General features: G+C 45.4%; 29 protein-coding genes and 1 pseudogene. 21 read left to right on the plus strand and 9 right to left on the minus strand.

Features of this window, described 5'->3' with window-relative positions; all coding sequences use genetic code 11:
* Nucleotides 1-74 precede the first annotated feature (74 nt).
* Nucleotides 75-977, plus strand: a complete 903-nt coding sequence (locus tag E4K71_RS10130; protein WP_135079189.1) for an N-formylglutamate amidohydrolase — start codon at nt 75-77, stop codon at nt 975-977.
* 170 nt (nt 978-1,147) lie between these two features.
* Here E4K71_RS10130 and E4K71_RS10135 read toward each other — a convergent pair whose 3' ends face one another.
* On the minus strand, nt 1,148-2,410 hold the full coding sequence (locus E4K71_RS10135; protein ID WP_135079191.1) for a diguanylate cyclase: 1,263 nt from the start codon (nt 2,408-2,410) through the stop codon (nt 1,148-1,150).
* A 205-nt stretch (nt 2,411-2,615) separates the two neighbouring features.
* Between E4K71_RS10135 and E4K71_RS10140 the strand changes: the two genes are divergently transcribed.
* From E4K71_RS10140 to cysQ, 3 genes are all read left to right on the plus strand, one after another.
* The gene (locus E4K71_RS10140) at nt 2,616-3,383 is read left to right on the plus strand and encodes a transporter substrate-binding domain-containing protein (RefSeq protein WP_167730443.1); all 768 of its coding nucleotides are present in this window, start codon (nt 2,616-2,618) and stop codon (nt 3,381-3,383) included.
* A 106-nt stretch (nt 3,384-3,489) separates the two neighbouring features.
* Nucleotides 3,490-4,932, plus strand: coding sequence for an AmmeMemoRadiSam system protein B (gene amrB / locus E4K71_RS10145; protein WP_135079195.1), 1,443 nt, complete (start codon nt 3,490-3,492; stop codon nt 4,930-4,932).
* Nucleotides 4,933-4,969: 37 nt separating this feature from the next.
* The gene (gene cysQ / locus E4K71_RS10150) at nt 4,970-5,743 is read left to right on the plus strand and encodes a 3'(2'),5'-bisphosphate nucleotidase CysQ (protein WP_240796789.1); all 774 of its coding nucleotides are present in this window, start codon (nt 4,970-4,972) and stop codon (nt 5,741-5,743) included.
* 262 nt (nt 5,744-6,005) lie between these two features.
* Here cysQ and E4K71_RS10155 read toward each other — a convergent pair whose 3' ends face one another.
* Nucleotides 6,006-6,440: a GNAT family N-acetyltransferase gene (locus E4K71_RS10155; RefSeq protein ID WP_135079197.1), complete on the minus strand. Its 435-nt coding sequence runs from the start codon at nt 6,438-6,440 to the stop codon at nt 6,006-6,008.
* A 129-nt stretch (nt 6,441-6,569) separates the two neighbouring features.
* Between E4K71_RS10155 and E4K71_RS10160 the strand changes: the two genes are divergently transcribed.
* The 7 genes from E4K71_RS10160 to E4K71_RS10190 all read left to right on the plus strand — a co-directional run bounded on the left by E4K71_RS10160 (nt 6,570) and on the right by E4K71_RS10190 (nt 13,548).
* A complete protein-coding gene (locus E4K71_RS10160) occupies nt 6,570-7,250 on the plus strand; it encodes an SCP2 sterol-binding domain-containing protein (RefSeq protein ID WP_135079199.1) in 681 nt (226 codons plus the stop codon).
* Entirely contained in the window at nt 7,247-8,239 is a 993-nt protein-coding gene (locus E4K71_RS10165; RefSeq protein WP_135079201.1) for a peptidase U32 family protein, read from the plus strand. Before E4K71_RS10160 ends, E4K71_RS10165 begins: the two co-directional genes overlap by 4 nt.
* Entirely contained in the window at nt 8,239-9,150 is a 912-nt protein-coding gene (locus E4K71_RS10170; protein ID WP_135079211.1) for a U32 family peptidase, read from the plus strand. The genes E4K71_RS10165 and E4K71_RS10170 overlap by 1 nt, the downstream gene beginning before the upstream one ends.
* A 37-nt stretch (nt 9,151-9,187) precedes the next feature.
* Nucleotides 9,188-10,144 carry an L-threonylcarbamoyladenylate synthase gene (locus E4K71_RS10175; protein ID WP_135079213.1) on the plus strand — a complete coding sequence of 319 codons (957 nt, stop codon included), beginning with the start codon at nt 9,188-9,190 and terminating at the stop codon, nt 10,142-10,144.
* Between the two features lie 22 nt (nt 10,145-10,166).
* A complete protein-coding gene (ggt, locus tag E4K71_RS10180; protein WP_135079215.1) occupies nt 10,167-11,741 on the plus strand; it encodes a gamma-glutamyltransferase in 1,575 nt (524 codons plus the stop codon).
* Nucleotides 11,738-12,598 (plus strand): formyltetrahydrofolate deformylase, encoded by an 861-nt coding sequence (gene purU, locus E4K71_RS10185; protein ID WP_135079217.1) that lies wholly within the window; start codon nt 11,738-11,740, stop codon nt 12,596-12,598. The genes ggt and purU overlap by 4 nt, the downstream gene beginning before the upstream one ends.
* Nucleotides 12,599-12,858: 260 nt before the next feature.
* Nucleotides 12,859-13,548, plus strand: coding sequence for a Crp/Fnr family transcriptional regulator (locus tag E4K71_RS10190; RefSeq protein WP_135079219.1), 690 nt, complete (start codon nt 12,859-12,861; stop codon nt 13,546-13,548).
* Between the two features lie 442 nt (nt 13,549-13,990).
* Here E4K71_RS10190 and E4K71_RS10195 read toward each other — a convergent pair whose 3' ends face one another.
* Together E4K71_RS10195 and E4K71_RS10200 are read right to left on the minus strand one after the other, a co-directional pair.
* Nucleotides 13,991-14,851 (minus strand): hypothetical protein, encoded by an 861-nt coding sequence (locus tag E4K71_RS10195; RefSeq protein WP_135079221.1) that lies wholly within the window; start codon nt 14,849-14,851, stop codon nt 13,991-13,993.
* A complete protein-coding gene (locus E4K71_RS10200; RefSeq protein ID WP_135079223.1) occupies nt 14,848-15,546 on the minus strand; it encodes a hypothetical protein in 699 nt (232 codons plus the stop codon). The genes E4K71_RS10195 and E4K71_RS10200 overlap by 4 nt, the downstream gene beginning before the upstream one ends.
* Nucleotides 15,547-15,644: 98 nt before the next feature.
* On the opposite strand from E4K71_RS10200, the gene E4K71_RS10205 reads away from it, so the two are divergent.
* Both E4K71_RS10205 and E4K71_RS10210 read left to right on the plus strand, forming a co-directional pair.
* On the plus strand, nt 15,645-16,553 hold the full coding sequence (locus tag E4K71_RS10205) for a hypothetical protein (protein WP_135079225.1): 909 nt from the start codon (nt 15,645-15,647) through the stop codon (nt 16,551-16,553).
* Between the two features lie 7 nt (nt 16,554-16,560).
* A complete protein-coding gene (locus tag E4K71_RS10210; RefSeq protein WP_135079227.1) occupies nt 16,561-17,415 on the plus strand; it encodes a hypothetical protein in 855 nt (284 codons plus the stop codon).
* Here E4K71_RS10210 and E4K71_RS10215 read toward each other — a convergent pair.
* Nucleotides 17,407-17,874 carry a site-specific integrase gene (locus E4K71_RS10215; protein WP_206201895.1) on the minus strand — a complete coding sequence of 156 codons (468 nt, stop codon included), beginning with the start codon at nt 17,872-17,874 and terminating at the stop codon, nt 17,407-17,409. The genes E4K71_RS10210 and E4K71_RS10215 overlap by 9 nt on opposite strands.
* Nucleotides 17,875-18,163: 289 nt before the next feature.
* On the opposite strand from E4K71_RS10215, the gene E4K71_RS10220 reads away from it, so the two are divergent.
* The 3 genes from E4K71_RS10220 to E4K71_RS10230 all read left to right on the plus strand — a co-directional run bounded on the left by E4K71_RS10220 (nt 18,164) and on the right by E4K71_RS10230 (nt 19,849).
* A complete protein-coding gene (locus E4K71_RS10220; protein ID WP_135079229.1) occupies nt 18,164-18,529 on the plus strand; it encodes a hypothetical protein in 366 nt (121 codons plus the stop codon).
* A 734-nt stretch (nt 18,530-19,263) separates the two neighbouring features.
* Nucleotides 19,264-19,554 carry a DUF6626 family protein gene (locus tag E4K71_RS10225; protein WP_135079231.1) on the plus strand — a complete coding sequence of 97 codons (291 nt, stop codon included), beginning with the start codon at nt 19,264-19,266 and terminating at the stop codon, nt 19,552-19,554.
* A 13-nt stretch (nt 19,555-19,567) separates the two neighbouring features.
* Nucleotides 19,568-19,849 carry a hypothetical protein gene (locus E4K71_RS10230; RefSeq protein ID WP_135079233.1) on the plus strand — a complete coding sequence of 94 codons (282 nt, stop codon included), beginning with the start codon at nt 19,568-19,570 and terminating at the stop codon, nt 19,847-19,849.
* Nucleotides 19,850-19,873: 24 nt separating this feature from the next.
* Here the strand turns inward: E4K71_RS10230 and E4K71_RS10235 are convergent, their stop codons facing one another.
* A complete protein-coding gene (locus E4K71_RS10235; RefSeq protein ID WP_135079235.1) occupies nt 19,874-21,226 on the minus strand; it encodes a tyrosine-type recombinase/integrase in 1,353 nt (450 codons plus the stop codon).
* A gap of 348 nt (nt 21,227-21,574) precedes the next feature.
* Between E4K71_RS10235 and E4K71_RS18245 the strand changes: the two genes are divergently transcribed.
* Together E4K71_RS18245 and E4K71_RS10240 are read left to right on the plus strand one after the other, a co-directional pair.
* The gene (locus tag E4K71_RS18245; protein WP_167730445.1) at nt 21,575-21,748 is read left to right on the plus strand and encodes a hypothetical protein; all 174 of its coding nucleotides are present in this window, start codon (nt 21,575-21,577) and stop codon (nt 21,746-21,748) included.
* Between the two features lie 113 nt (nt 21,749-21,861).
* A complete protein-coding gene (locus E4K71_RS10240) occupies nt 21,862-22,251 on the plus strand; it encodes a helix-turn-helix transcriptional regulator (RefSeq protein WP_135079237.1) in 390 nt (129 codons plus the stop codon).
* Between the two features lie 77 nt (nt 22,252-22,328).
* On the opposite strand, the gene E4K71_RS10245 is transcribed toward E4K71_RS10240, so the two are convergent.
* Nucleotides 22,329-22,883, minus strand: coding sequence for a hypothetical protein (locus E4K71_RS10245; RefSeq protein ID WP_135079239.1), 555 nt, complete (start codon nt 22,881-22,883; stop codon nt 22,329-22,331).
* Nucleotides 22,884-22,936: 53 nt separating this feature from the next.
* Between E4K71_RS10245 and E4K71_RS10250 the strand changes: the two genes are divergently transcribed.
* Nucleotides 22,937-23,590 carry an IS1595 family transposase gene (locus tag E4K71_RS10250; RefSeq protein WP_135082041.1) on the plus strand — a complete coding sequence of 218 codons (654 nt, stop codon included), beginning with the start codon at nt 22,937-22,939 and terminating at the stop codon, nt 23,588-23,590.
* A gap of 7 nt (nt 23,591-23,597) precedes the next feature.
* Here the strand turns inward: E4K71_RS10250 and E4K71_RS10255 are convergent, their stop codons facing one another.
* Complete coding sequence (locus E4K71_RS10255; protein ID WP_135079241.1) at nt 23,598-23,882, minus strand: sel1 repeat family protein; 285 nt, start codon at nt 23,880-23,882, stop codon at nt 23,598-23,600.
* A gap of 454 nt (nt 23,883-24,336) precedes the next feature.
* On the opposite strand from E4K71_RS10255, the pseudogene E4K71_RS10260 reads away from it, so the two are divergent.
* Nucleotides 24,337-24,977, plus strand: a pseudogene (locus tag E4K71_RS10260) (IS1595 family transposase).
* Nucleotides 24,978-25,105: 128 nt separating this feature from the next.
* Nucleotides 25,106-26,062: a transglycosylase SLT domain-containing protein gene (locus E4K71_RS10265; protein ID WP_135079243.1), complete on the plus strand. Its 957-nt coding sequence runs from the start codon at nt 25,106-25,108 to the stop codon at nt 26,060-26,062.
* On the opposite strand, the gene E4K71_RS10270 is transcribed toward E4K71_RS10265, so the two are convergent.
* A complete protein-coding gene (locus tag E4K71_RS10270; protein ID WP_135079245.1) occupies nt 26,059-26,763 on the minus strand; it encodes a hypothetical protein in 705 nt (234 codons plus the stop codon). The genes E4K71_RS10265 and E4K71_RS10270 overlap by 4 nt on opposite strands.
* Nucleotides 26,764-26,769 lie beyond the last annotated feature (6 nt).

Consider the following 26,769-nt stretch of genomic DNA (forward strand, 5'->3'; position numbering starts at 1 on the left):
TTATGATTGAGGCTTGCACCTTTTTGCAAGACAAGCTACTCACACAGATAAAGTTACAGGGGTAGAAAAATATTATGAGCGCTTCCGGCACCGAAGCACACTCACAAGCTATTGAAACCGCATCAAAAGATGAAGCGGCTTACACGATTTTGCGCCCTGAGGAACAAACCGCTGCGGTTGTTTATGCCTCCCCCCATAGTGGTCATCACTATCCCAAAAAGTTCGTCGACAACTCCCCCCTTGACCCCGTGGCCCTGCGCCGTTCAGAAGATGCCTTTGTCCATGAGATCTATGAATCCTGCACAGGTTTTGGGAGTCCCCTGATCAAGGCCAACTACCCCCGTGCCTATCTGGACCTGAACCGGGAACCCTATGAACTGGACCCCTCCATGTTCGATGCTCCGCTTCCCTCCTATGTGAATTCAGATTCACCACGCGCCCTGGCTGGCCTGGGAACAGTTGCACGCATGGTCACAACAGGGAGTCCCATTTATCCGGGTAAATTAAATTTTGAAGAGATTGACCAACGGATCAAGGATATTTACCACCCTTACCACATTGCCCTGCGTCAATTAATTGAAAATACCCTGCACAAATTTGGCAATTGCCTGCTGATTGACTGCCATTCCATGCCTTCTGGCGTGACACACAATCACAATGACGCCAATGCCAGCAGTGATATTGTGCTGGGTGATCGCTTTGGGGCCTCCTGTCATCACTGGATTACCGACCATATCCACAGCCTGCTGGAACGCGAAGGCTTTAGCGTTAAACGCAACCGCCCCTATGCCGGTGGTTTTACCACGCAACATTATGGGCGACCCGATCAAGGGGTACATACCCTTCAAATCGAACTTAATCGTGCCCTTTATATGGATGAACATAACATCACACGGCTTCAGGCCATGAACAGTGTGCAACGTCACTTTAAAACAGTTATCCATCAAATCAGCCAAATCGACCTGAGCACCCTTTAATCAACCATTATAAAGTTAATTGAAGGAGTTTCTCGATAAATCGGGCCAATTGGAAGCGCCATATCTACATGATATGCACCTGATAGACCATATTCTCCTGTAGTCAGCATAATTAACTCAGGAGACACACTCCACTTTTTCCATACATACCCAAACTGCTTTTAAAGCGATCAAATAACCGAGACTTTATTGCGTCCTTCAACTTTGGACTTATAGAGTTGCTCATCGGCAAGTGTAATAGCCTCTTCGAGGGTATCGGTTTTTTGCGTACAGATCCCCACACTACTGGTCACTGAAATCATGCCTGCGTAATGTTCAATTTCTCTTTGCGCGATATCAGCTCGCAAAACCTCAAAACGGTCTTTGGCCGCAGCAATATCATCTGTCAGCATCACAATACAGAATTCATCCCCACCAAAGCGGGCAACGACTGCATCGTTACGGAAATGTTTTTGCAAGACACCAGCAAAATTCACCAATACCACATCCCCGGCGCCATGACCTTTTTCATCATTCACTTTTTTGAAATGATCAATATCGAGCATGGCACACACGAACTGCCCCTGACTTGCCTTAGCTTCATGATGAATAATCTCACCACGATCAAACAGATAGCGGCGATTTTTCAAACCAGTCAAATAATCGGTGATCAGGGCATCTTCCAGCATCTTGATATGGTCCAACATTTCAAGGTTCTGCGTCACCCGGCAATAAATTTCCTCTTTCATAAAGGGTTTATTGAGGAAATCATTCGCCCCCAGCTTGATAAATTTGGTTGAAAGCAAGCTACTGCCCTGGCCGGAAATGCCGATAATCGCCATTTGCTGGCGAGAAAAGTTCTGGCGAATTTCTTCAACCAGCTCACACCCATCCATCTTGGGCATGTTGTAATCAACGATGGTCAGCTTAATATCGGGGTGTTCCTGCAAAACCGTCAAGGCTTCCGGCCCATCAGCAGCTTCAAATAATTGAAAGCGATAGCCCCGTAATAAATGGGCCAACTGCACGCGGGCCGTTAACGAATCATCAACCACCAGAATTTTGACAAGCTGGTTCTTGTAAATCCGTTTCACAGCATTAACCGCATCGTCAATGCTGCCGGGTCCCTTTTTAATCACATAATCAATGATGTTTTTATGGGCCAGTTCTTCACGGATGTTTTCATTGAAATAGCCAGAGACCACAACGCTTGGAATTTTCTGTTCAATCGCAAAATCAACGATTTCACCGTTGGGGGCATCCGGCAAATTCAAGTCCAACAAGGCCAGATAGATATTCAACCCTTCTTCCAAAATAATGCCACAGGCATCAGCATATGATTGTGCGGTAATAACCGAAAAACCGAGCTTTTCCTCAATTTGTTTTTTCAGAGTTTCGCGAAAAAATTGAGTATCTTCTACGATCAGAACCTTGGGGCGGGTTGATGTTTTCATAAGCGACGAACACCCTGTTTATCATTCTTCAATACTTAATTATCTCGGCATTTCAAAAACATTCAAGAGCCATCTTTAAATATAGGAAAATAAAAGATTTATACATTACGATAAGGCATCAATAACGCGCATAACCCTTGCTTCATTTTTGCATTTTCTCTCAACCTCTGTTACAGTTTTAACAAAGACAGAGCAGAGGTTAATCTTGCGCTTTTTATCCTTCGTTGTTTTATGCGCCTTCGCCTTAAGCGCCTATATCTTGCCCGCCCGTGCAGAAGTACTGCGTGCGGCAACCTTGCAATTTCCGCCTTATTCCTATGAAGACCAAAATGGAAATGTGGCAGGCATTGCCGTTGAAACCGTGCGTCGGCTTGCCAAACGTCTTGGGTATGAACTGGATATCAAGCTCTACCCCTGGGCACGCGCACTCAGCCTTGTCAAGCAAGGCAGCGTTGACATGCTGTTTACCGCCTATAAAACCAAAGAGCGCGAAGAATATCTCTATTATTCCGCTTCTCCCCTGATTGTACAAAAGGTTTCTTTCTTCGTCAAAAAAGACAGCCTGTTCCAAAGCGTCACGGATATCACCCGAGCACGAAAAGCCACCACAGCCACACGACGCAAAGTCAGCTATGGCCCGATTGTGGATGATATGCTCAAACAAGGAGTGTTGAACAATCTATACACAGGCAATGATGACATCCACTTGCTCAACCTCTTAAAAGAAGGGCGGGTCAATGTCGTCCCCCTCAGTCAGTTTGTCGCTTATTACAATATCCAGCAAGCTCATCTGCAAAATGATATTCGTGAAATTCATCCTCCTGTGCAAACCGTGCCCAGTTATCTGACCTTTTCAAAAGCTCTGGGACATCATCAGCTTGCACAGGCTTTCAGTAAAGAACTGAACAAAATGCGCAAAGATGGCAGTATTCAAAAGATTTTAGAGCAGTGGCTTGCCAATAACCGACTGTAAGGCGTACACTTATAAGGCAAATACCATAACTCTTTGGTTTTACGCAAATACGTCGTCGTAATTTTCAATCCAAATTACTCGGGATTTGCTATAAGGGGCTATTCAAATGGCTAAAATTCGTGCTGCCGCTGTCGCCGGGGCGTTTTATCCGGACAATCCAGAAGCTTTACGCCACGACCTTACAAAGTTTCTCAATGAGGCGCAGCACCACCATGCCCCCAAAGAAGGGGCCCTTCCTGTCAAGGCATTGATTGTCCCTCATGCCGGGTATGTCTATAGCGGACCAATCGCTGCCAGCGCCTATATTAAGCTCCTCCCCTTAAGGAAGGTTATTAAACGGGTCATTCTGTTAGGGCCATGTCATCGTGTCCCTGTTGGGGGGCTGGCCTTATGCAGTGCCGATTATTATCAAACCCCACTGGGGCGCATCCCCATTGATCGCACCTTAACGCGCAAAATCGAAAAGCTGCCACAGGTTTTTACCTTTGATCCAACCCATGTGGAAGAACATAGCCTCGAAGTTCATCTCCCTTTTTTACAAATGATGCTTGCTGATTTTACCTTGCTGCCACTTGTTGTCGGGCAAGTCTCCCCTCAGGAAGTTGCGGAGGTTCTCAATCAGGTGTGGGGGGGCGAGGAAACCCTGATTGTCGTCAGCACCGACCTGTCACACTATCTGGATTATCAAGCCTGTCAGGAACTGGATCAAAAAACCTGCTCTGCCATTGAAAATTTTGAACCGGAAAAAATCGGCAATGAACAAGCCTGTGGCCGCATTCCACTTAAAGGGCTGCTGGAAAGTGCACATGCGCGTGGTATGGAGATCACTACACTGGACATACGTAACTCCGGTGATACCGCAGGGTCGCAAGACCGGGTTGTAGGCTATGGTTCCTGGGTCTTAAGCGGGGGAAGCCAGCCCACCCCCCATGAGACCTTTGCCTATAAAACCAAGGCGATTTTGGAACGTCATGGTAAAACCCTCATGCAAATTGCCGCTGCCTCCATCAAGCGTGGGATTACCCATCACGAACCGGTCAAGCTTGACCTGTCAAGCTTCCCTGATAGCTTACAGGACCTTGGCGCATCTTTTGTCACGATTGAAAAGAAAAATGGTGATTTGCGCGGCTGTATCGGTTCTCTCCAACCTCATGTCCCCTTGGCTAAAGATATCGCGGACAATGCCTTTAAAGCCGGTTTTGAAGACCCCCGTTTTCCACAAATTGCTCAGGATGAACTTGCGGGGCTCACCCTGCACATTTCTGTACTGTCTCCACAATTCCCGATCTATATCAAGGATGAAGCCGACCTTTTGGCCCAGCTTCGCCCCCATGTGGACGGGCTGATCATTCAAGATGGTGGACATCGCGCCCTGTTCCTACCTTCCGTCTGGGAAAAACTGGCCGATAAAAGACAGTTCCTCACACATTTAAAGCTCAAGGCAGGGCTAAGTGCCGACCACTGGTCCCCCAGTTTTAAAGCCTGGCGTTTTATTACAGAAGGTGTCCATTCAGAAGATCTGGACGACCCGGAAAAACTATGGCAATAAGCCTGTAATCAACCACATTGTTTTTGGAGTATATTCATTGAGTTTCACACTTAATCAAACGGCAATTGATAAGTTGCTGGACGTTGCCCGCAAGGCAGGCGACCTGACCATGGAAATTTATCAAAGCGATTTTGAAATTTATTCCAAAAAAGATGAATCCCCTGTTACCGAGGCAGATCGCAAGGCCGAAGCCATCATCACCCCGGTTCTTAAAGATCTCGCCCCCGATATTCCCATCGTGGCCGAAGAAGCGTTCAGCGCGGGCGACTGCCCCGATGTAACCGATAAAAAATTCTGGCTGGTCGACCCTGTAGACGGAACCAAGCAATTCATCAAAAAGCAGGATGAATTTACCGTCAATATCGCCCTGATTGATGAAGACCGCCAGCCTATTTTTGGGGTCGTCCATGCTCCCGCGCTAAACCGTATGTTCTGGGGGTCTTTAGAACATGGGGCTTTTGTGCAAGAAAGCGATGGAACCATTCGCCAAATCTCGGTGCGCAAAGCACCCGATGATGGTATTGTGGCAGTGGTCAGCCGATCCCATAAAACACCGGAAGTCGACGATTTCCTCAAGGATTATAGCGTTGCAGATGAGGTCTCCGCCGGGTCTTCCATCAAATTCTGTCAGGTGGCAGAAGGTATTGCTGATCTCTACCCCCGTTTTGGCCCGACCATGGAATGGGATACAGGGGCTGGACATGCGGTTGTTTTAGGTGCAGGTGGCACGGTTAAAACACCAGAAGGTGATGATTTCCGTTATGCAAAAGACGGGTTTAAAAACGGATTTTTCATTGCTAAAGGCAAGTAGCTGATTGTCATCCTCGTACTTGATACGGGGATCCCGTTTTATTTGAACAAGCGAGATTCCCAATCAAGTTGGGAATGACGTTAAAGAGCTTCCTATAGGGATGATTTTTTCAAGTTCAAGACTTGTGTAAAAACATAAAAAACGGCAGTATTCAAGGCATACAGAGAGTTGTCTTTGTAGTGACCCAAACGTAAAGGGGCCATGATATAGCCGCCGTATTTCCTGTACGGTGACTGCCGCGAAGGTCGCAACCGCGGGCGGTTTATCGCAAATAGGCAGAGAGAGAATTATGGGCTGAGGAACCTATCGCCTCAGCCCTTTTTCCTGCTTCATATGCATCCTGTTGCATCACTTCCCCCGATGGGGCGACATCCGTAAACAGCGTGGTATGTTTGAAACGTTTTTGAATGGTTTCGCTTAATGCCTGTTCCACCCCTTGGCCTTGGAAGTCAGATAACACAACGGTTTCTGCAACCCAGCTGCGCAACACATCATCACTAAAGACACGGGCCATGCCAATCAGCTGCTGGCCTTCATAGACAAAAAAGCCATATCGCCCCTGCCCAAATAACTGGTCAATAAAATCTGCTTTTTTTGTCAGGACGGGATCCAGCAGCACCCCAGCCCCTTGATACAATCTTTCAACAGCATTTGATTTCAAAAAGCGCGTATTGGTTTCAACATTCCATTTATTCATTTGTTCTCACCACTTGGAACAATTTTTAATTGCAGTTTGTATAGCTTGGGAATTGTCTTAGGTCAATTCTAATACTCAACTTTTAGATTAAAAAGCTAGAAAAGCTGAGAAATCATAACGAGAGAGCCTATGACCTCTGTACACAAAGGCCCACTGGCCCCGCTATCGCCTGTTTTATTGGCGGGAATCGTAGCAGGCCCCCTCCCACATAAAGCCCTGCAGCCTCTTTTAAATCTGGCAATCAAGCAAATGCATACTCTGCACCCGGATGTGTTTGAGCGTATGACCAGTGTGAATTCGCCACGTTTTTTGATTGATCCGGTTGATTTACCTTTCTCATTCATCATGGACACCCATCCTGACTGCCCCAGCCTGGAAATCATTCAAGACTTCCAAAATGAAGAGGAACTCTACGTTCAGGCCAATGTACGCGGCCCGCTTGTTCTCTTGATTGCCTTGTTGGAAGGCAAGATTGATGGCGATGCTCTTTTCTTCTCACGCGACCTGATCGTTGAAGGTGATACAGAAGCGGTGCTTGCCCTGCGCAATGCCGTGGATGGAGCAGATATTAATGTTCACAACGATCTGTTGTCTCTTTTTGGTCCATTGGGCAAACCCGCAGATGCCATCGCCCAACTGGCCGGAAAAGTCTTTAACCGTTTTGCCAAAGATTTGGATAGAGTGTCCCAAGCCACACTCGCCCCCCTGCAACGCAAGTGCGATGCGCAAGCCCATACAATCGCCGAGCTGGAAGAAACCGTCGCCAGCTTGAAGAAGCAAGTCCGCCGTCGTGCAGGAAAAACAGCATGAAGACTGAAAAGCTTGAACTCGTCTGCCCCGCTGGTACACCTGCGGCCTTACGTGCTGCGGTAGATGCTGGTGCAGATACCATCTATTGTGGTTTTCGCGATGCCACCAACGCCCGTAACTTTCCCGGCCTGAACTTTTCACGCGAGGAATTGGGTGACGGTATAGAGTATGCCCGTTCCAAAGCGTCAAAAGTCCTTGTCGCCTTAAACACGTACCCAGAAGCAGGCCATCCAGAATCTTGGCATCGCGCTGTTGAAGATGCTGCTGATCTGGGTGCCCATGCCCTAATCATGGCAGATATCGGCCTGTTGGCTTATGCGGCTGAAAAACGCCCTGATACACGGCGTCATTTATCGGTTCAGGCTTCAGCCTCCAATCCGGATGCCATTGCCTATTACCAGCGCACCTTTGATGTCAAACGTGTGGTTTTGCCCCGTGTATTGACCGTGCCGGAAATTGCTGCGCTCAATAAAGAGATCAATGTAGAAACTGAAGTCTTCGTCTTTGGCGGTCTTTGCGTCATGGCCGAAGGGCGTTGTTCCTTATCGTCTTACGCCACAGGGCAATCTCCAAACATGAACGGTGTCTGCTCCCCCGCCAGCCATGTGCGTTATGAAGATAAAGGCAACAAGCTGGTTTCCAAGCTGGGGGATTTCACCATCAACCAGTTCAGCCAAACAGAAGCCGCAGGCTACCCGACCTTATGTAAAGGGCGATTTGTCACGCAAGACAAACCGTCTTACCTGTTTGAAGACCCCACCAGCCTGAATGCCGCCCAGTTCCTGCCTGAACTGATGGAAGCAGGTGTCACTGCACTTAAAATTGAAGGGCGACAACGCGGCAAAGCCTATATCGCCCAAGTGGTCAGTGCCTTTCGAAAAGCGGCTGATGCCGCAGCCAACGGCCAGCCTGTCCCACCTTTAGGGTTGGAAAACATGAGCGAAGGGCAAAAAGAAACCACTGGTGCCTATAACAAGAGGTGGCAATAATGAACACGCATATCAATATGGGACCGGTCCTGTTTAACTGGCCTGTCGAAGACCTGAAAGATTTCTATTTCCGCCTTGCCGATGAAGCCCCGGTGGATACGGTCTTTCTTGGTGAAGTGGTTTGCTCCAAGCGCCAGCCCTTTTTTGCTCCACACCTGCCCGAAGTGGCCGAAAGGCTGACATCTGCAGGCAAACGTGTCATCTTTTCCACCCTTGCCCTTGTCATGAACAAACGTGAAATGGAACTGGTACGCGAACTGTGTGAGATGGACGGCGTGATGATTGAAGCCAATGACGTTTCAGCCTGCGCACAATTGATGGGGCGTGACCACGCGGTTGGACCTTTCGTCAATGTCTATAACGAAGGCACCCTTAAGGTCATGGAACACCAAGGGGCGAGCCACATTTCCTTGCCTGGTGAACTGTCACGCCATTCTATCGCCGCCTTATCCAAGGTGGCGACAAGTGATTTGGAAGTCCAGGTCTTTGGCCGCCAGCCTCTGGCTTTGTCAGCACGGTGTTATCATGCCCGCTCCCACGGTCTTGCCAAAGATTCCTGCCAATATGTGTGTGACCGTGACCCGGACGGGATGGATTTGGACACATTGGATGGGGATGCTTTCTTGGCCGTCAACGGTATCCAAACCATGTCTTATACCTGTGCCAACCTGCTGGGTGAACTTGATGACCTACAAGCTATGGGCATTCGCCATTTCCGCCTGTCCCCTCAGTATATTGATATGGTCAAGGTCGCAGACGTGTTCCGCAATGTAGTGGACCATCAGATAGACATCGCCCAAGGTCTGGAAAAACTGGACGAGTTAATAGACGGCCTGCCTTTTGCCAATGGATTTTATTATGCCACTGAAGGCGTCAAAGCCCGTGGCCCGGTGGAAGAGTTTGGACTTTAGCCTTTTCTTCTGCCCTCATTCACGTTATTGAAAACAGATGAATGATGGACAGAACATATCTCACGCAACCCCGGACTCGCTGAGCCGTGCAGGCAAGTTGATCTGTGAAGGCAAGCTGGTGGCTTTTCCCACCGAAACGGTTTATGGCCTGGGCGCAGATGCAACCAATGAAGAGGCCGTGGCCTCCATCTTTGCGGCCAAGGAACGCCCGAGCTTCAACCCGTTGATCGTTCATGTGCCCGATATGGAAACAGCGCATAAGCTGGTAGATTTTACACCACAGGCTGAGAAACTGGCGGATGCCTTCTGGCCCGGTGCCTTAACTCTTGTTCTGCCACGCAAGAAAGATTGTGGCCTGTCCCTTCTTGTCAGTGCCGGGCTGGATACGGTTGCCATCCGCATGCCCAATCACCCAATCGCCAAAGAACTGTTAGAAACCTCAGCTCGCCCCATTGCAGCGCCCAGCGCCAATAAATCGGGCCAAATCTCACCGACACACGCCGCCCATGTGGCCCAGTCCCTGCCTAACAAAGTGGATATGATCCTGGATGGTGGGGCTTGCAAAGTCGGCCTTGAATCCACCGTTGTCGATGCTTGTGGGGAACGTGTTGGTTTTTTGCGCCCCGGTGGCATTTCCATTGAACAGCTTGAAGATATTGTCGGCCCACTGATCTTCCCTGATGATGCACCGGATGCGCCAAAATCACCGGGGATGTTGACCAGCCATTATGCGCCGGACCTGCCCATGCGCCTGAATGCGGATCAAAAACAGGAAGGGGAAATCCTGTTGGGTTTTGGCCCTGATTGTGAAGAGGCCACCCTTAATCTCAGCCCTTCAGGAAATCTTAACGAAGCGGCCGCTAATCTTTTTGCCATGATGCGGGAATTGGACCGCGAGGGCTATCAGCGCATGGCTGTCTCTCCAATCCCCAATACTGGCCTTGGTCTTGCCATAAATGACCGTTTAATTAGGGCAGCAGCACCAAGAAGTTAAAAATAAAGAAAGATTACGGGGAATGGGGAAAACATCAGGGGCAATCTCAGCCGGACATCCCAAAACGGCAGAAGCAGGCGCACGCATGTTCGAAGAAGGCGGCAACGCCTTTGATGCCATCTTGGCCGCCATGTGTGCCTCTTGCGTGGTTGAACCTGTCCTGTCTTCCCTTGGCGGGGGTGGTTTTCTGCTTGCCCATGAACAGGATCAAAGCCCAGTCCTTTATGATTTTTTCACCCAAACCCCAAAGCAACGCCGCACCGATTCTGAATTTTATCCCATTTTGGCGGATTTTGGCACAGTCACACAGGAATTTCACATCGGGCGAGGCTCGATTGCCACACCGGGTGTCGTAAAAGGGCTTTTTGAGGCCCATCTGGAACTTGCCAGCCTCCCCATGGACGTCATCGTCGCCCCAGCTATTGAACTCGCTCGCGACGGGGTGCACGTTAACACCATGCAGGCCCAAATTTTCGATATTGTCGAAGCCATCTTCGTCGCCTCAGAAGACAGCAAGGCCCTTTATGGAAGCGCACGCAATGACCGTGCCTTACTTGGTGAAGGTGAAATTCAGAAAAACCCGGATATGGCAAACCTGTTTGAAGCCCTTGCGAAAGAAGGAGGAGAGCTGTTTTACGAAGGCGATATTGCCCGCCTGATTGAAAATGACAGCTGGGACCACGGTGGTCATTTGAGCATGGCAGACCTGAAAGAATACCGCGTCGAAAAACGCACCCCCTTGCGCGTAGATTATGCTCGTTCGCACTTTTATACCAACCCGGCCCCCTCAACAGGTGGCCTGCTGATTGCTTTTGCCCTGGAACTGATCAAGACAGCAGGTTTCCGCGACTTGTCTTTTGGCTCAAAAGATCATGTGGAACGGCTCAGCCAAATCATGGCCCTGACCAACAAGGCACGTCTTGATGCCGCTCTGGTCGATGGTGTTGAACAGGCCCAACTCAAAATGTTGGATCAAGATTTCCTCCAGCTTTATCGCAAGGAAATTTATGGTCGCCCCACTGCATTGCGTGGCACCACCCATATGAGCGCCATTGACAAGCATGGCAATGCGGCCTCCCTAACCACGTCTAACGGGGAAGGTTGCGGCCATATCCTGCCGACAACCGGAGTGATGCTCAACAACATGCTGGGCGAAGAAGACATCAACCCCCACGGGTTTAACCAATGGCCGACCGATACCCGCATGTGTTCCATGATGTCACCAACCCTGCTGCTGCGCGACGACGGGATCAATGTGGCCTTGGGCTCTGGCGGGTCCAATCGCATTCGCACGGCTGTTTTGCAAGTACTGGTCAATCTGCTTGAATTTGGCATGAATTTGGAACAGGCCGTTGCTGCCCCACGCATGCATTTTGAACGCGGCCTGTTGAATATCGAACCGGGGTATCCGCAAGAAGCCCTGCAAACTCTAAATGAACATGTGCCGGATCATAAAGTCTGGGACAGCCCCAATCTCTTTTTCGGTGGCGTACATTCCGTGCGTGCCAATTTTAATACAGGTCGTTTTGACGGTGTCGGAGATTTCCGACGTGGCGGCGCGGCCATCATTATAGATGAACATATGGATGCATCATGAGTACTGATAAAAAATATATTCTGACGATTTCCTGCCCGGACCATTCAGGTATCGTGGCACAAGTTTCCGGCTTTTTGGCAGATCAGGATGCCTTTATTACCGAGTCTGCCCATTTTGGCGATCCGGTGTCTGACCGTTTTTTCATGCGCACGGTTTTCACCCCCGGCCCCTATACCCCGGATGCCTTTGAACTGGCGAAAAAGTTCTCCCGTGTGGCAGAACGTTTTCAAATGGTTTGGGGCATTCATGATGCCAACCGTAAACAGCGCCTGCTTCTCATGGTCTCCAAATTCGACCACTGCCTGAACGATCTGCTTTATCGTTACCGCACAGGCGAGCTAAATGCGGAAATTCCCGCAATTGTCTCCAACCACCCGGATCTGGAAAAGCTCGCCCAATGGCATGATATTCCCTTCTATCACATGCCCATCAGCAAAGAGACAAAGGACGAACAGGAAGCCGACGTTTGGGACCTGATTGAAAATCTGGAAATTGATCTGGTTGTTCTGGCGCGCTACATGCAAGTACTATCACCACGCATGTGTGAAAAACTGCGCGGGCGCTGCATCAACATCCACCATTCCTTCCTGCCCAGCTTCAAAGGAGCCAATCCTTATCGTCAGGCCCATGAACGAGGTGTCAAACTGATCGGGGCAACCGCCCATTATGTCACCAGCGACCTGGATGAAGGCCCTATCATTGAACAGGCCGTTGAACGTGTTGATCATACTTACACCCCGGAAAAGCTCAAAGCCGTTGGTCGTGATATTGAAAATGGTGTGTTGTCACGAGCTGTACGTGCACATGTGGAACATCGTGTTTTGATGAACGGCATAAAAACCGTGGTTTTAAAATAAGGAAATTTAATAGGTGAATTCACCGATTCACGCTCCTTATTAACTTCATCTGCAGTTTATTTAAATCGCCTCCGAATCATTTTTGATTCGGAGGCGATTCAATCTTGGCCTTGCACTCCATAAAAATTCAGCGCACAATTATAGTTAAATCAATTGGTTCAACTATAATTCTTTGATTTTACGCAAATACGTCGTCGCAACTTTAATCAAAACTACTCGGGATTTGCGATACAATATGTTCCCAGAACAGGACGAAAAGAATGACCCTGCAATCACTCGAAAACATCAATTTGTTAGATGGTCTTTCAACGGAAATTATTGAAGAACTCAATAAGCAATGTCGCTGGAAATGGTATGATGACCATGAACAGATTATTGATCGCCAGGCTGAAAGCACCGATGTCTTTTTTATCGTACAGGGCCGTGTGCGTATTGTGATTTACACCGTCGGGGGTAAAGAAATCACACTGGATGATTTTACCGAAGGCAAACAGTTTGGCGAAATGGCCGCCATTGATGGCCTGCCCCGTTCTGCCAGCGTAATGGCCATGGACAAATCCCTGCTGGCCGCCATGCCCCAGTCACGTTTCATGAGCCTTCTGACCGGACACCCGATTGTGGCAGAACGTGTTTTAAAGAATATGGCCCATATCATCCGTATTTCAAATGAACGCATCATGGATCTTTCCACCTTAGGGGCAGCCAACCGGGTTCACGCCGAAATCCTGCGCCAAGCCCGCGATAATATGACCGATGAAGACGAGGCTTTTATCTCCCCCATTCCCATTCATTCCGATATCGGATCGCGCATCAGTTCCACCCGCGAAACAGTTGCCCGCGTGATGAATGATCTGGCGCGCAAAGGCTTTGTGGAACGCAAAAAAAATGGCCTTGTGGTACGAAATGTTGAACAACTCAGCCAAATGGTCGAAGAAGTCCGAGGCGATTAAGCTGGACTGTGACCCACATCACAGACCTTTAAATTCGATTAAGACATCCTATATCTATTGAAGAAACAAGTTTACAGCAACGTCCTCTACCCAAAGGACAATCGAGAGCAGTTGGAAGCTTGGTTTCTCAATAGAACTTTTTCATTCCCGAGACTTGAGCCACACCACCCGCGTGTGGCTTTTTTTATGTATATATACGTAAAAAACCCATATCCTGTGATCAGCATCACAGTCATCCCCCGCTTTTTTATGCATGATACAAACATAGCCGGGGCTGGTGGATCACTGATGTGGTCATAACGCGGCTATTACCTTCACCAGCCCGCTCGTTATCCCTCAAGAGTATACTTGACCCCTAAAACTTTGTTTTTAGGGGTCTTTTTTTACTTTAATACGATAGTGGTTTAATAATGGTCTTTATTTCCAATAAAAAAGAAGACGATTAAGCTGGATATTTCCACGAAAGAATATCTTGATGATTCTCACCTGACGGCAAAAGTGTTTCCTTCGTTTTGTCATGGAGATGAATTCTCATTACTTTAGGAGCATTCCTACCATATTCTTTTTGAAGAATTTTTCCGTGAATTCCCAAATCTTCAGCTAATAGATTGCTATAAAATATACAATCATCCGTCAGTTCTTGAATACTCTTCATGACATTTGGATAGCTCTCATCAGTGTTGCCCTCAGCGTCTACTAATCCAAAATAGAATGCAGACAGTGCCAAGTCCTGAAGTTGTTGTGCCTTAGCATTGTTAATTAGCTGATTCCGGTGGAGTATAGAGGTATGCAGGCTATGGATGGTCTGCTGAAGTGTTATTAAACAATGAAGAGGGCGACCGACTATTGTGAGCTTCTCATACAACTGACTGTGCAGTTCAAAAGAGGTATTAAGTGGAGGTGTCAAAAAACGAAAATCTGCCTCAAACTCAAAAACTGGGTTCCCACCATCAGCAACAGCATTGTGGTGGGCATCTAATTGTTCACTTGCTCTTGCATAATTTGTAGTTATTGGATTCACCAACTGGTCTTTGAAAGTGCAATACGTATTAGTGACTCCAAACGCCATCCCAATAGCAGCATTCGTATTTTGAATTTCTTTTTTCAATTCCTTCTTTTTATCTCTATTGTTTAGCCACCAAGCTGCCCCCAGAGCCCCGCCTGCGGAACCTATTGCCGCAACAGCAATGTTAGATTCCAATGTTGCAATTTTGCCAACGAACTCCCAAAGGAACATACAAATTTTATAGAAGGCCGTATTTAACCAGTCCAATTCCTTACCATTTACTTCCATGCCACTCACGTTCCATATTTTTCCTCATATTCCTTTTGCATTTTCTGTAGTTCAGAAATATCTGCCTTGTGATAATTTTTTACAATATTATCAAGCCAGTTGTGGAAATCCAAAATCTTATCATGATAGTCCTCTACTATCTTACTGAATGAAAAGTTCTCTTCTTGCTTCGTCAAAAAACACTTTGCCGGCTTTGTCCATTTATCCCACTCAAGCAATCGCTCTTTCTGCAGATTAATACCACTCTCAATACCTTGCTCTGCATGAACACGTAGAAACCGCTCTGTGCTCGGTAGACCTTTGTGGAGCATATAATTCCGCAAATCGTTTATGAATTTGGAAAGCTCATCGGTTTCAAATTCGGACTTCACTTTTTTATTATAGAGTTTGGATACCTTGGTGTTTGGATAATGTTGAGATACCCATGCACGCGTATGGTCAACAAGGGTTTTGGCACCAGCAAGAAAATTATGGAAAAGTCTGTGCACTTCTCTATGGACTTGATTGTCAGCTTCTCTGTTTTCTTCAGTCATTAATTTTAGTGCAACATCGGTGTTCTCAACCAACTTCAAAGCTTCGTTTAATTCGCGGTAGTTTCCAAGAAAAATATTCACGCTGAAAGACCGAGTGTGCAATCGATTAATTACTGCCATCCCTTCTGACTCATGCATTTGCGAAAATAGGTCGTATCCGTTGTCGGTCATGTCAAACTCACCTGAAATTTGGTCGTAGATATTTTTCTTGTTTAAGTTGCTTATATCTAATTTAATAACGTTAAATGGAATGTGTTGGAAGCAAGATTATGAGCCTTATTGACCAAATAATTGAACAATCAGTTGATGATAGTGTTCGTTTACCTGTCATTCTGAGGAAATGCTTGGTGGTGGCAGCAAAGTTAAAGAATGAGCGTCTGAAAGAATGGGCAAGCTCTGAATTAAACGGTTATCCGAATGCTGAAAATTTACCAGAATACAGAACGGCAAGTATCCAAGCTAAAGGCATCTTTTTAGGACCGCTGCAAGGGCAACTGAATAATCAACCTCTAACATCTTGGGTATTGGAGGAAGAGCATCGTTGGTGGGCGACTACCGCCCATTTTACCGATGGTGTTGCTGCTTATGAACAATTAACCAGTGACATCAAAGAAGAACGTTTGAAGTTAGATTGGCCTGCAGATTTAATAGCTTATTACCAAACAAAATTTATTGATGGTTGGGTGTTGAACCAAGCATGGCAAGACATTCCACCTGTCAGTTTGATTCATTTAGTTGATACAGTCCGAAATCGTGTTCTTGAGTTTGCTCTCGATATTAAAAATGAAATGGGGGATGAAGATATTGAACTTACCCAAATCAAGACGGAGCATGTAGAAACCGCCGTGCAGACGATTATTTACGGCGGAAACAACATTATCGCCGACAATATTGGTGACAACCTTCAACAAGCAAATGAGACGATAGTTCTTCAAGGCAATTTCGATACTTTGAAAAATAAGCTGAGTGAAATCGGGGTCAGCGATGAGCAAATCAATGAACTCAGCAATGCGATTGATGCCGACGCAGGAAAAGAAGACGACCAAGTTATCGGGAAACAAGCATCCAGTTGGTTGACGAAGACGCTATTAACGGCTGGAAAAGAAGGTGGGAAAATCGCAGGTGAAGCGGCTCGGACACTAATAACTCAAGCAGTTTTGTCATATTTTGGAGAATGAATTACAGATGTCCCAGAAAGCACTGATTGGTTTCATAGATGTTCTTGGTTTCTCAGAACTTGTTAAACGAAAAGATTTTGGAGATTTGTTTGAACAGTATATCCAATTGATTCGCAATGCGTTAAACGCACGAGGCCAGACGCATATGGAGTATGTAGTTTTTTCAGATAGCATTGTGATTGTTTCTGAGAAAACAGACTATAAAAGTTTATTTCTTTTGATTGAAGCCGTTTCCCTCTTTTCATTCGAGGCATTAACAAAACTGGGTTTGCCAATCAAGGGCAGTATCACTTCAGGCAATATCACCTACAAGAAACAAGACGGTGATGTAGTTATTGCGGGAACACCAATTGTTGAAGCATATAAGCTTGAGCAATCTCAGAACTGGGTAGGGGCAATGATTTCCCCTAATACAATTCGCGAATATGAACACTTTTTCGATTTAGTGGATTATCCGAATTTGCAAGTGCCCATACAGTTAGAGCGTTTGAAAAAAAATATGGCTTGGGCCATTACCGTTCAAAAAACTGGCCTAATTCCTTATAAAAATAAAAGTGATGATGACTTCTTTGAAGGCTATGCGATTGTTCCCCGTCGATTGTCATCTGTTGATGCAGGTCATCTCAAAGAAGATATGAACGAATACCTTGATGCTTTAACAAAAGAGAAATTCTTTTCGGCATCACCTGATGTTCAACGGAAATATCGCAATACAGAGCAGTTCGTCCAGCAGGTTATCAGCTTGTGGCATAAGAGATGGGCATCAAATACATACCGGATGCATTTTTGGTCTAAGAATGAGGCTCGCAATAGAACTGACGCTGGTTATGCCATTTTTGCTCCAGATGCTCCATTAGATTAACTGAACCGCATTTTCCAATTGCGTATCGCTAACTTCAATATACCTTTGGGTCGTGCCAATATTGGCGTGGCCCATTAATTTTTGGATGACACGCACGCTGACCGACTTGGTGTTGAGCGTGGTGGCGAATGTCCTACGACCTGAATGCGACGATGCACCGATAACACCAGCGTCTTGGTAGATGCGTTTGAGCAGCATGCAGATACCGTGACGCGTGAACGGTGCTTTCTGACTGATGAATAATGACTGGTCTTTGTTATAGACTTTGATGTCAGCCAGATAAGCACGTAGTTCTTTTTTCAATTTGTCAGAAACGAAGATGGGTCTGGCCTGTTGGCCTTTTGTCTGATGCTTGGTGAGCATAATACGTGAATTGATATTACCATCTTCGTCCAGCACGTCAGATACTTTCAAGCTGGCAACTTCGATGGCTCTGAGGCCACTCAGATAGGTTAGCATAAAGATGGCTCGGTTGCGGCTTGCGTGTCGTTGGTTTGCAATAATGCCAAGAACTCATTTTACATCTTTCGCGTTCAATACTTTGGCTTGCTTACTCATTACGCCTGACCTCAAATAATACTATTCTGTTTTCTGGTGCTCATATTATAGCATTACTGAAATATGACACCAGGAATACCCGGCATTATTGTTGGTTTATTTGGTGAAATGCTTACAATTGACCAAATGATAACATTATAAATATTTGAGACGCTGGTATATGCGTTAACTTATAATTGAGGTGTTCTTGATGCGTATTTGCGAAATCGATAAATCATTTAACTGGAAACGGGCTGAGTTGTTTGGCCTGTATGCCCCGGCTAAAAATCAGTTTTTGAAACCGGAGCTACAAACAAAGAAGTCGCCAAGTGCGAAAGCACGGCTGGCGATGATACGAGCAAAGAAACTCCAGCAACAGGAATTGGCAACACGAAGGCAGATTCAAAACTTGATGTATCAAAACACCGATATAACCAAGAGGGAACTCGAAGACCAGCAACGAGAGCTTGAGCTTTTGAAACAAGAAATCTTGCACCTGATTGACAAAGCAGAAATCGAACAAGAAACCAAATCTCGCATCCGTGATATAGCTCTGCGACATATCTCTGAGATTTAATGATTTAATTCTCTTGCGTCCGAACGCACTTCGTTTGTTCGTTCGTATGGCTGACACCACTCATAGCTCACGCTATTCGTTCTTATCAGCCATAACTTTTTCAGCAATTTAATTATTAAACATTCTTGAAAGGCGTATAGCCTTTAAGCGAAGCGGCACTCGAAACAGCTAAGATAAATGCAACCTTCCCCCCCCCACTGGGGGAAGGAAGGAAACATGAAATAAATTCTCTACGAAACGAGCTTGAGATTTCAGAACAATACCTCGGCGGTCAATTGGTGGCAGGGCGAAACCAATCCTATATCCGAGTCCCTTCTCCGTATCAAAGATACAGACCCCACGGCAAGCTATTAGAACCTATTGTTGAGCACTAACAGCCCTGAGATTAGTGGTTTTTCACGTCTCTCCTATCGTCTTTGCATAGCATCACTATGCGGTGCTGAAGGTGGATGCAACCAAATAGGGAGCCCTAACAGACATTAAACGATAAACCCTAAATGATATTCCTATGTGCTATCCCCACTCATAACGCCCGTCTCGTATTCGGAAGCTGGTTATCCAACTGCTGTCGCTGTGTTTCTTGCGTAGTTAACAAGTCAATACTACTGAATAGTTATATAAATAATAATACTGAATACTCATATCAAAACTCAATATTATTACACCTGTATTTATACATTTAGCTTCAAAAGAAGCTGATAAAAATAAAAAACTTTAATTTTGACTTTGATGCTATGAATTACTTAAACTATACATATAAAAAATTGAAAGACGCTGGCCTGACAACGGGCTTTAATGATTTTAGTCGTCGCTTTCTGATGAAGAATGAAAGCTATGCTCGAACAATACGAGCCAGACAAAAAGATTTGCCACTACCATCACTGATTATTTTGACAGCACGCGTGTCGCAATCGTCTCAGAATTTACTGGCTACAAACGTCGGTAGAGAATTAGGCGAAGAGCTTGGTGCGTTGGCTCAGGAATTGTCCGAGCACGTCTACAAACGTGCTTTGTCAGGTGGTTAAAATTGGAAGAACCATGAAATACTTATTTGCGATATACCCTGAAACAGAGCCTGAAGAAAACAGGTGCATAGAATGGACATCGGATGACGCTGCTATGCTTTTTAGACTACAGCATACAGGGCAACTATATACACTTGATGGTTCATTGCCCTTTCCATTATCAAAACTGGAACAGATACTTAATTGTTATGGCATTGTCATTTTGTCAAATGCAGACGAACCAGATACGGAGTATGTTTATGATAAAAATGAAATAGACAACACCCTAATTTTTCGTAAGCGTCATTCAGCATGACAATGGCAAATAAGCCAAACCATCTTATTCAGACTGAAAACTGACCATATTATCCAAGTAGTATCTAATATTGTCGTGCTCATCCATCATAGGGACCAAATGCTTGGTATAACGTGCAGAATCACGACGTGCTAAATCATCTTTGTAAGTTGTTTCGATTTGACGCTCTGAAGTTCCCATTCGGTCAGCAATCACACTGGTCTTTTCATCGGAATACAAGATTGCGAAAGAGGCAAACGTATGCCTGAGACTTGTCATGTTTCTTGTTTTGCCGTTCGGGTCTTTCAGGCAACCGTTTAATTTCAAGAATGACTTCCACTGCGTATTGTCAGTATTAGATTTTTTCCCGGTTTCTGTTGCAAAAACATAATCATCTGGCTCGGTAAACTTTGATTTCTTTTTCCAAATCTCAAAATCTGCATTCAAATCTTCTGAAATTGGAACAAGCCTCCGCTTGCCTTTAGCTTTTGCAAAAAAATATGTTTCAGTTTTCTTCGTTTGCGGGTTCCGCTCTGACCTTAAATCTTTCCATTGAAGCTGAACCAAATCAGCAACCCTTGTTCCACACGCTAACATCAGCTTGAACTTAAACAGTATTCGTTGCCTTGTTAGTTCTTCATTTTCATTTTTTGCATCTGCAATCCAATCAGAAAAAACTTTCTGCAACTTGGTATATTCTTCGTAGTTAAACCCCTCAGCCGACCTATTAATTCCCATCTGCCTTTGGTCAAGCGACATCGGCACGCCCTTGTCCGTAAAACCCTTGCGAAAAGACCAGGTCAGAAATTCTTTAATAATTTTTCTCTCATTGTCCAAGCCATGACCGTTAGGTTTTCGAATGGAACGAATATACCCATCCTCTCTTGCAATACGGTCATCTCTTTTATGCTCAACACTACCGTAATAAGAGATACGCCAATCCCAAAAACGACTAAAATAATCATCATCCAGTTTTTCAAAATCAATTCGGGCTGGCTTCTTTCTGATATATTTCCCAAACCAATTCCTATCTATCGAACGATAAACACCCAGACGAGATTCTTTAATAACACCGTTTCTGACTTTGTTTTTCTTGTATTCCAGAAACTCTTCCCACTTAACATCCAGCCATACTTTTCGTTTGCCAGATTTTTTCTTCCGTTGAACAGCTTCAATCCCTTTGCCGGACACCAACCCTTTCTTTTTGGCAGCAAGCACAATCGCCTCTGTCTTATCGCGGGTGCCTAAAGAATAATCCCGATTTCGACCATCAATTCTTAATCGACAATAATAGATACCACTCGACTGGTCTTGGCGTGTCCCAATAGATAAACCCTTTTCAAGTTTAACGTAGTTGTCCCAACCAGATTTCCCCGTTTTTTTCATCACAATACGCACCAAAAACCCATATTCATTCCACCTTTGAAACAGTGGGGTCTTTTAGGTGTCTTTGTCAATAGTGGTTTAATAGTGGTCTAATTTTAATTTTATAAGCTATTGATTTTATTAATTAATAAATCAATACATCTAACATCAATTATCCCTCAAGGGTATACTTCGCCCCCTAAGTCATTGATTTAGGGGGCTTTTTTTGCATCAAAATCGGCTACCCCGGAATTACCCCGAAAATAATTGTCTTGATTTTTTTATTTTTCTGTCTCTGAGAGGCCGAAATAACCCGAATCACGCCTCGAATAAATACCTCCAATGAATCTAATTTGGAGGTTTTTTTATGGACTGTATCGAATGGACAGGACGCAAAGACAAAGACGGTTAGCGGCTGGTGATGAGAAAGGTTTTGAAGCAGTAGAAGAAGCAGAAGAACACCTAACAGCGGTTCAATATTCTAACTCACTTCCATTTACTGAACGCCTATGCGGTTTTGTTTTAAGTAAACATCAAGCTTCATACGCAAATTAATTCCAGCATTATATGCGTGAGTCAAGCATAATACGCTCTGGATGATTTTTTGCGTGTGACGCAAATTTCCTATCTATGGAACCTGCAACCAATGAAACGATAGGAAAGAAGCAATGAAATTAAACTTCCGAGAAATGCGGAATAAAGCAGGTTTTACGTTGGAAAGTGCGGCTGACCGAATGGGTATCAGCCCCAGCCAAGTTTCAAGAATTGAGAGCGGAACGTCCGATACGACTTTGCGTCGCACTCAAGAATTTGCACAATTATATGAATGTAGCCCCGCCGATTTAATTGCTGAGCCGAATGAATTGTTCCAATTTGACTTCGATTTAGTGAAAGATGTTTTACTGGGAATTGAGAATCTGGAACTCAATCTACCCAAAGAAAAGAAAGTCGAATTAACGGTATCATTGCTGAAAATGGAAACCGAACGGCTGAAAGAAACACCAGATGAGAAGGTGGATTTAAGTCGTTACCAATCTTTGATTAAAGCGTTGGTATAAACAGTTATGGGAGGGCTTTCGCCCTCACCATATATAACCGATGATATGTTCCGTCTGTCTAACAGACTTTTCTACCTCTATGCTTTGGACGGTAATACAGGGGCAGCGCCTTCGGACATGTTTTGACCGATAGCGTTTAACGCAGCGTCCAGAACCATTTTGTCTCCGTCCAGTCCCAATAATTCCAATCTCTTGTCGCTGCTAACCCGAAGAACACCGATAACAAGCTCGCCTTTGTCAAACTCAGTTTCAACATTTACGTTTTTGAAACAGTCTACCTGCTCTTGGAAAAGTTTGATGGCGGATTGGATGTTAGCTTCAGCAGTCTTGCCAGAGTCTTTTGTTTTGCCAACATTGGCAGTTCCACGAATAACTCTGTCGATGCCACCATTAGCCACAACCCATTCTGGGAAACTGTCTGGTGTTTGCTTTTCCTGCAAAGCTTTTTTCAGAACTGTCGCATATGCTGAAACCTTGCGACGGTCATTGAGGCCGATAACACTGCGGATTACCGCCAGAATAGGTTTTTTCCTACTGATAGGAATTTTATTCACCTTGCAGTATTCAAAGAATTCCTCCATCGCCTCTTTAGATTCTTTCAAACTATGGCAAACCGCCAAGACATCAGCCAATAATTTAGGGGCTGAAGTAGCTAAGGACTGAAAGAGGTTCTATAATGGCTACGATGTACATCCGAAAAAGTCGTCTGACTTTACGTCAGCAAAGCAAGTTGATTGAGCATTTTGTCGCAGGCAGCACGGCTCGTGCGACTACTGAAATTGTAGGTGTCCAAGCGAACACATCGATCCGCTTCTTCATGCGGCTTCGCCAATTGATTGCCAGCAAGTTGCCGAGCTATCGTTTGCAAGGCGAGATTGAAGCTGATGAAAGTTATTTTGGCGGTGTCCATAAAGGAAAACGAGGTCGTGGTGCTGGCGGCAAAGTGGCTGTGTTTGGCCTTTTAAAGCGGGGTGGCAAGGTCTATACGGCAATCATTCCCAATGCAAAGACAGAGACGCTGTTACCGATTATTCAGGAGAAGGTCGAGCCTGACAGTATCGTCTATACCGATACGTTTGGTGCTTACAACGCATTGGATGTTTCGGACTTTCATCACCGCCGCATCAACCATTCCAAACTCTTTGCAGACAAACAAAATCACATCAATGGCATTGAGAACTTTTGGAATCAGGCAAAGCGTCATATGCGGAAATTCAACGGTATCAAAACTGACCATTTCTACTGGTTTCTCAAGGAGTGTGAATGGCGTTTCAATGGAGGCAACCACGCAGACCTCCTAAAGCAGCTGAAAATATGGTATAAACAGGCTAAACATTAACCCTTAGCTACTTCAGCCCCAAATTATTTTGTGCGGACGCATATTCTTTATTGGCGGCTTTTTCATACCAATCACATGCAATTTTAGCATTCTCAGGAAATGCTTTACCCTCTGAATAAAAATTGCCCATGGCATTCATTGCTTTTGGATTACCTTGTTCAGCCAACAGCAACATAATTGATTTGGCCGTTTCGTAATCACCAACATCATAGGCTTTGTAACCATCTTCCACGGTTTGCGCATAAGCAGGTAAAGTAAATAAAATGACCAATATGAAAAGTACAAAGCGCATCTTGGAGAACCCTTAAATATCCTGAACGCAACTATGGCAGGTTTAGAGGCTTTTGTGCAAGCCCACGACATTCTCCCCTCGTATATAGCAACCTAAATCCGCTTAAAAATAAAATTAACTTATTTTTAGTTATTCAGATTCAAAACCGGTTCCTGACGGATTATTAAACTGTAGTAAATATGTGGTAAAAAACTGTAGTAAGTCACTGCATCTTAGAATTTTCTTATAATTATAATAAGCTATTGTTTTTAAATAAAAAAAAGACCCCCATCCGTAGATAGAGGTCGGCAGTTTGGGAGGAAACGTCCAAGAAAGCGATTAACATTAAAAAAGTTAAAGTTGCAATCGCTAAGAAGAGTATTAACCATACCATATTTAAAAAATCAACTTATTTTTGATTTATTTTCAGGAAGTGAAGTAGCTAAGAACTGAATGAGGTTCTACAATAGCTACGATGTATCTTCGAAAAAGTCGCCTGACTTCACGTCAGCAAAGCAAGCTGATTGAGGATTTTATAGCTGACAGCACAGCACGTGCCACCGCTGAGACTGTTGACATACAGACGAATACAAACAATCCGCTTCTTTATGCGGCTTCGCCAGTTGATAGCCAGCAAATTACCGAGCTATAGAGGTGAAGCTAATGAAAGTTATTTTGGAGGAGTCCGCAAAGGCAAACGAGGTCGTGGTGCTGGCGGCAAAGTGGCTGTATTCGGCCTTTTGAAGCGGAAGGGAAGGTCTACACGGTGATTATTCCGAATGCCAAGGCGGAGCCCCTGTCACCGATTATTCAGGAGAAAGTTGAGCCCGACAGTATCGTCTATACTGATACCTTTGGAACTTAAATGCACTGAATGTTTCAGACTTTCATCACCGCCGCATCAACCACTCCAAACTCTTTACAGACAAACAAAACCATATCAACGGCATTGAGAATTTCTGGAACCAAGCAAAGCGTCATATGCGGAAACTCAACAGTATCAAACCTGACCATTTCTACTGGTTTCTCAAGGAATGCGAATGGCGTTTCAATGGAGGCAATCATGCAGACCTCCTAAAGCAGCTGAAAATATGGTACAAACAGGCTAAACACTAACCCTTAGCTACTTCAGCCCCTATTTTTATATTTTCCTTTAAAAGGCTCTATCAGATAAATCTGGCATACCGCTTGCTTCTTTATCATCAACCAGACAAATTATCTATTTGAATAAAGAAGTGTTCATCATGCGTTTTATCCTTTGTACCCTGATTAGCCTGTTGATCAGCAATGCCGCAGATGCATATGTAAAATTAAGCAAGAACAATGACTTATGCAAAAATGCCACGCATCAGGCAGAACGCAAATTTAATATTCCACAAAACCTGCTGCGTGCAATTTCCCTGACGGAGTCTGGCCGCTGGGTCAAGGAAGAGAAGGCAAATATTGCCTGGCCCTGGACCGTTTCCGCCGGGGGACCCGGTGAATATTTCCCAACAAAAAATCAGGCGATTAACCATGTCCGCAACCTTCAGGCCCAGGGGATCAGAAATATTGATGTCGGTTGCATGCAAATTAACCTGCGCTATCACCCTGACGCGTTTAAAAGTTTAGAGGAAGCCTTTAACCCACGCACAAATACAGAATATGCAGGCACCTTCCTGTCCCGTCTGTTTAAACAAACCAAATCGTGGACACAGGCCGCAGGGCGCTATCATTCTTCCGAACCGACAAAAAACATGTATTACCGTGAGAAAGTCCTGTCCTTTTGGAATTATGCCAATTCAGAAACCCGTCAGGATCAACAAATTGCGATACAGACCCAAAAACCACAACGTTATGTCGCCAAACAGGATCGCACCCGCATGGCCTTGTTGAATAATAACTTCCAAAATCGCTTATCTACCCAGCGCAAGGCCATGGCACGGGCCGAACAGATGAGTTCGCAAATTTCACAATACCGAAACAACCGCCGGCTTTCCAATTTCGGTCAGGTCAATGCCGCCAAGCAGCGGGCCTTGCAACAACGTCGCATGAAAAAATCCCTGACCCTGCCCCCTGTTGCAAGGCGCGGATATAATAAATATGACTTTGCCAAACAGCGTTCCGCCCAATTGGAAAAATGGCGTAACACGGTCGCCAAACCAGAACTTTTCAACCAAAGCCAAACGACTACACAGCCCACGACCCTGCTTGGAAATTAAGGCGCATTCACAGCCAGATTATATAATTCTTCTGCATTTCGAAAAAGGATGGCATCAGCCTGATCAGGTGGCAAATATCCAGCCAGTTTACGCAGGCTTTTGATCGTCCATTTGTAATATTTCCAGCCTTCTTTTTGCCCAAAAGACGCAAACACCAACCGTGCAGGCCCAATCTCATACAGACGGCTTAACAGCCCTTGCCCACAGCTTTTATTTAAAAGTTCAAGATCCGTCTTATTCAGCCCCAGCCACAGGTTTGGGTTTTGTTGAAAGGTCGCAACAAGCAGTTCTGGGTCAAAACGGCTGATATGAGACAGCAGGTAACGCCGCGTGGAATGTCTGGCAAGTTCACTTCCTAAACGGCCAAGATCCTCAGTACCAAGCGGTTCCGGCCAAATCACCGGATCGGCCTCACTCCACGGAGCATTCCCACGTAAAACAAGGTCTGGAAAGGTTTCTTCCAAAGCATCAGGTTGATTGGCTTTATCAGCTGCGGGGTGAGGGTAAAGAACGACTTTTTCCACCCCTTTTAACAAGGCACCATCAAGGCTTGTTTCCATATCCTGCGGAGCAACAAAAGCCCCGGCATCAAAGATAAGACCTTCAAATTCATTAATTTTTTCACAAGCCTGCGCCTTCAGACCTGTACCAAGGACTGTAACCGACACAAGTGCTACAGATGCCAGCTTGAAAAAGGACATTCCACC

Source organism: Terasakiella sp. SH-1 (genome assembly GCF_004564135.1).
Classification (GTDB): domain Bacteria; phylum Pseudomonadota; class Alphaproteobacteria; order Rhodospirillales; family Terasakiellaceae; genus Terasakiella.

Bases quoted from the DNA above. Each gene is read 5' to 3' on its own strand.
- E4K71_RS10240 (WP_135079237.1), top strand. From the start codon at position 21,862: ATGAAATTAAACTTCCGAGAAATGCGGAATAAAGCAGGTTTTACGTTG.
- amrB (WP_135079195.1), top strand. From the start codon at position 3,490: ATGGCTAAAATTCGTGCTGCCGCTGTCGCCGGGGCGTTTTATCCGGAC.
- E4K71_RS10160 (WP_135079199.1), top strand. From the start codon at position 6,570: ATGACCTCTGTACACAAAGGCCCACTGGCCCCGCTATCGCCTGTTTTA.
- E4K71_RS18245 (WP_167730445.1), top strand. From the start codon at position 21,575: ATGGACAGGACGCAAAGACAAAGACGGTTAGCGGCTGGTGATGAGAAA.
- E4K71_RS10205 (WP_135079225.1), top strand. From the start codon at position 15,645: ATGAGCCTTATTGACCAAATAATTGAACAATCAGTTGATGATAGTGTT.
- E4K71_RS10170 (WP_135079211.1), top strand. From the start codon at position 8,239: ATGAACACGCATATCAATATGGGACCGGTCCTGTTTAACTGGCCTGTC.
- E4K71_RS10190 (WP_135079219.1), top strand. From the start codon at position 12,859: ATGACCCTGCAATCACTCGAAAACATCAATTTGTTAGATGGTCTTTCA.
- E4K71_RS10175 (WP_135079213.1), top strand. From the start codon at position 9,188: ATGAATGATGGACAGAACATATCTCACGCAACCCCGGACTCGCTGAGC.
- E4K71_RS10250 (WP_135082041.1), top strand. From the start codon at position 22,937: ATGTACATCCGAAAAAGTCGTCTGACTTTACGTCAGCAAAGCAAGTTG.
- E4K71_RS10215 (WP_206201895.1), bottom strand. From the start codon at position 17,874: ATGCTAACCTATCTGAGTGGCCTCAGAGCCATCGAAGTTGCCAGCTTG.
- E4K71_RS10230 (WP_135079233.1), top strand. From the start codon at position 19,568: ATGAAATACTTATTTGCGATATACCCTGAAACAGAGCCTGAAGAAAAC.
- E4K71_RS10220 (WP_135079229.1), top strand. From the start codon at position 18,164: ATGCGTATTTGCGAAATCGATAAATCATTTAACTGGAAACGGGCTGAG.
- E4K71_RS10210 (WP_135079227.1), top strand. From the start codon at position 16,561: ATGTCCCAGAAAGCACTGATTGGTTTCATAGATGTTCTTGGTTTCTCA.
- E4K71_RS10155 (WP_135079197.1), bottom strand. From the start codon at position 6,440: ATGAATAAATGGAATGTTGAAACCAATACGCGCTTTTTGAAATCAAAT.
- E4K71_RS10270 (WP_135079245.1), bottom strand. From the start codon at position 26,763: ATGTCCTTTTTCAAGCTGGCATCTGTAGCACTTGTGTCGGTTACAGTC.
- E4K71_RS10255 (WP_135079241.1), bottom strand. From the start codon at position 23,882: ATGCGCTTTGTACTTTTCATATTGGTCATTTTATTTACTTTACCTGCT.
- purU (WP_135079217.1), top strand. From the start codon at position 11,738: ATGAGTACTGATAAAAAATATATTCTGACGATTTCCTGCCCGGACCAT.
- E4K71_RS10165 (WP_135079201.1), top strand. From the start codon at position 7,247: ATGAAGACTGAAAAGCTTGAACTCGTCTGCCCCGCTGGTACACCTGCG.
- ggt (WP_135079215.1), top strand. From the start codon at position 10,167: ATGGGGAAAACATCAGGGGCAATCTCAGCCGGACATCCCAAAACGGCA.
- E4K71_RS10225 (WP_135079231.1), top strand. From the start codon at position 19,264: ATGAATTACTTAAACTATACATATAAAAAATTGAAAGACGCTGGCCTG.
- E4K71_RS10130 (WP_135079189.1), top strand. From the start codon at position 75: ATGAGCGCTTCCGGCACCGAAGCACACTCACAAGCTATTGAAACCGCA.
- E4K71_RS10265 (WP_135079243.1), top strand. From the start codon at position 25,106: ATGCGTTTTATCCTTTGTACCCTGATTAGCCTGTTGATCAGCAATGCC.
- E4K71_RS10135 (WP_135079191.1), bottom strand. From the start codon at position 2,410: ATGAAAACATCAACCCGCCCCAAGGTTCTGATCGTAGAAGATACTCAA.
- E4K71_RS10200 (WP_135079223.1), bottom strand. From the start codon at position 15,546: ATGACCGACAACGGATACGACCTATTTTCGCAAATGCATGAGTCAGAA.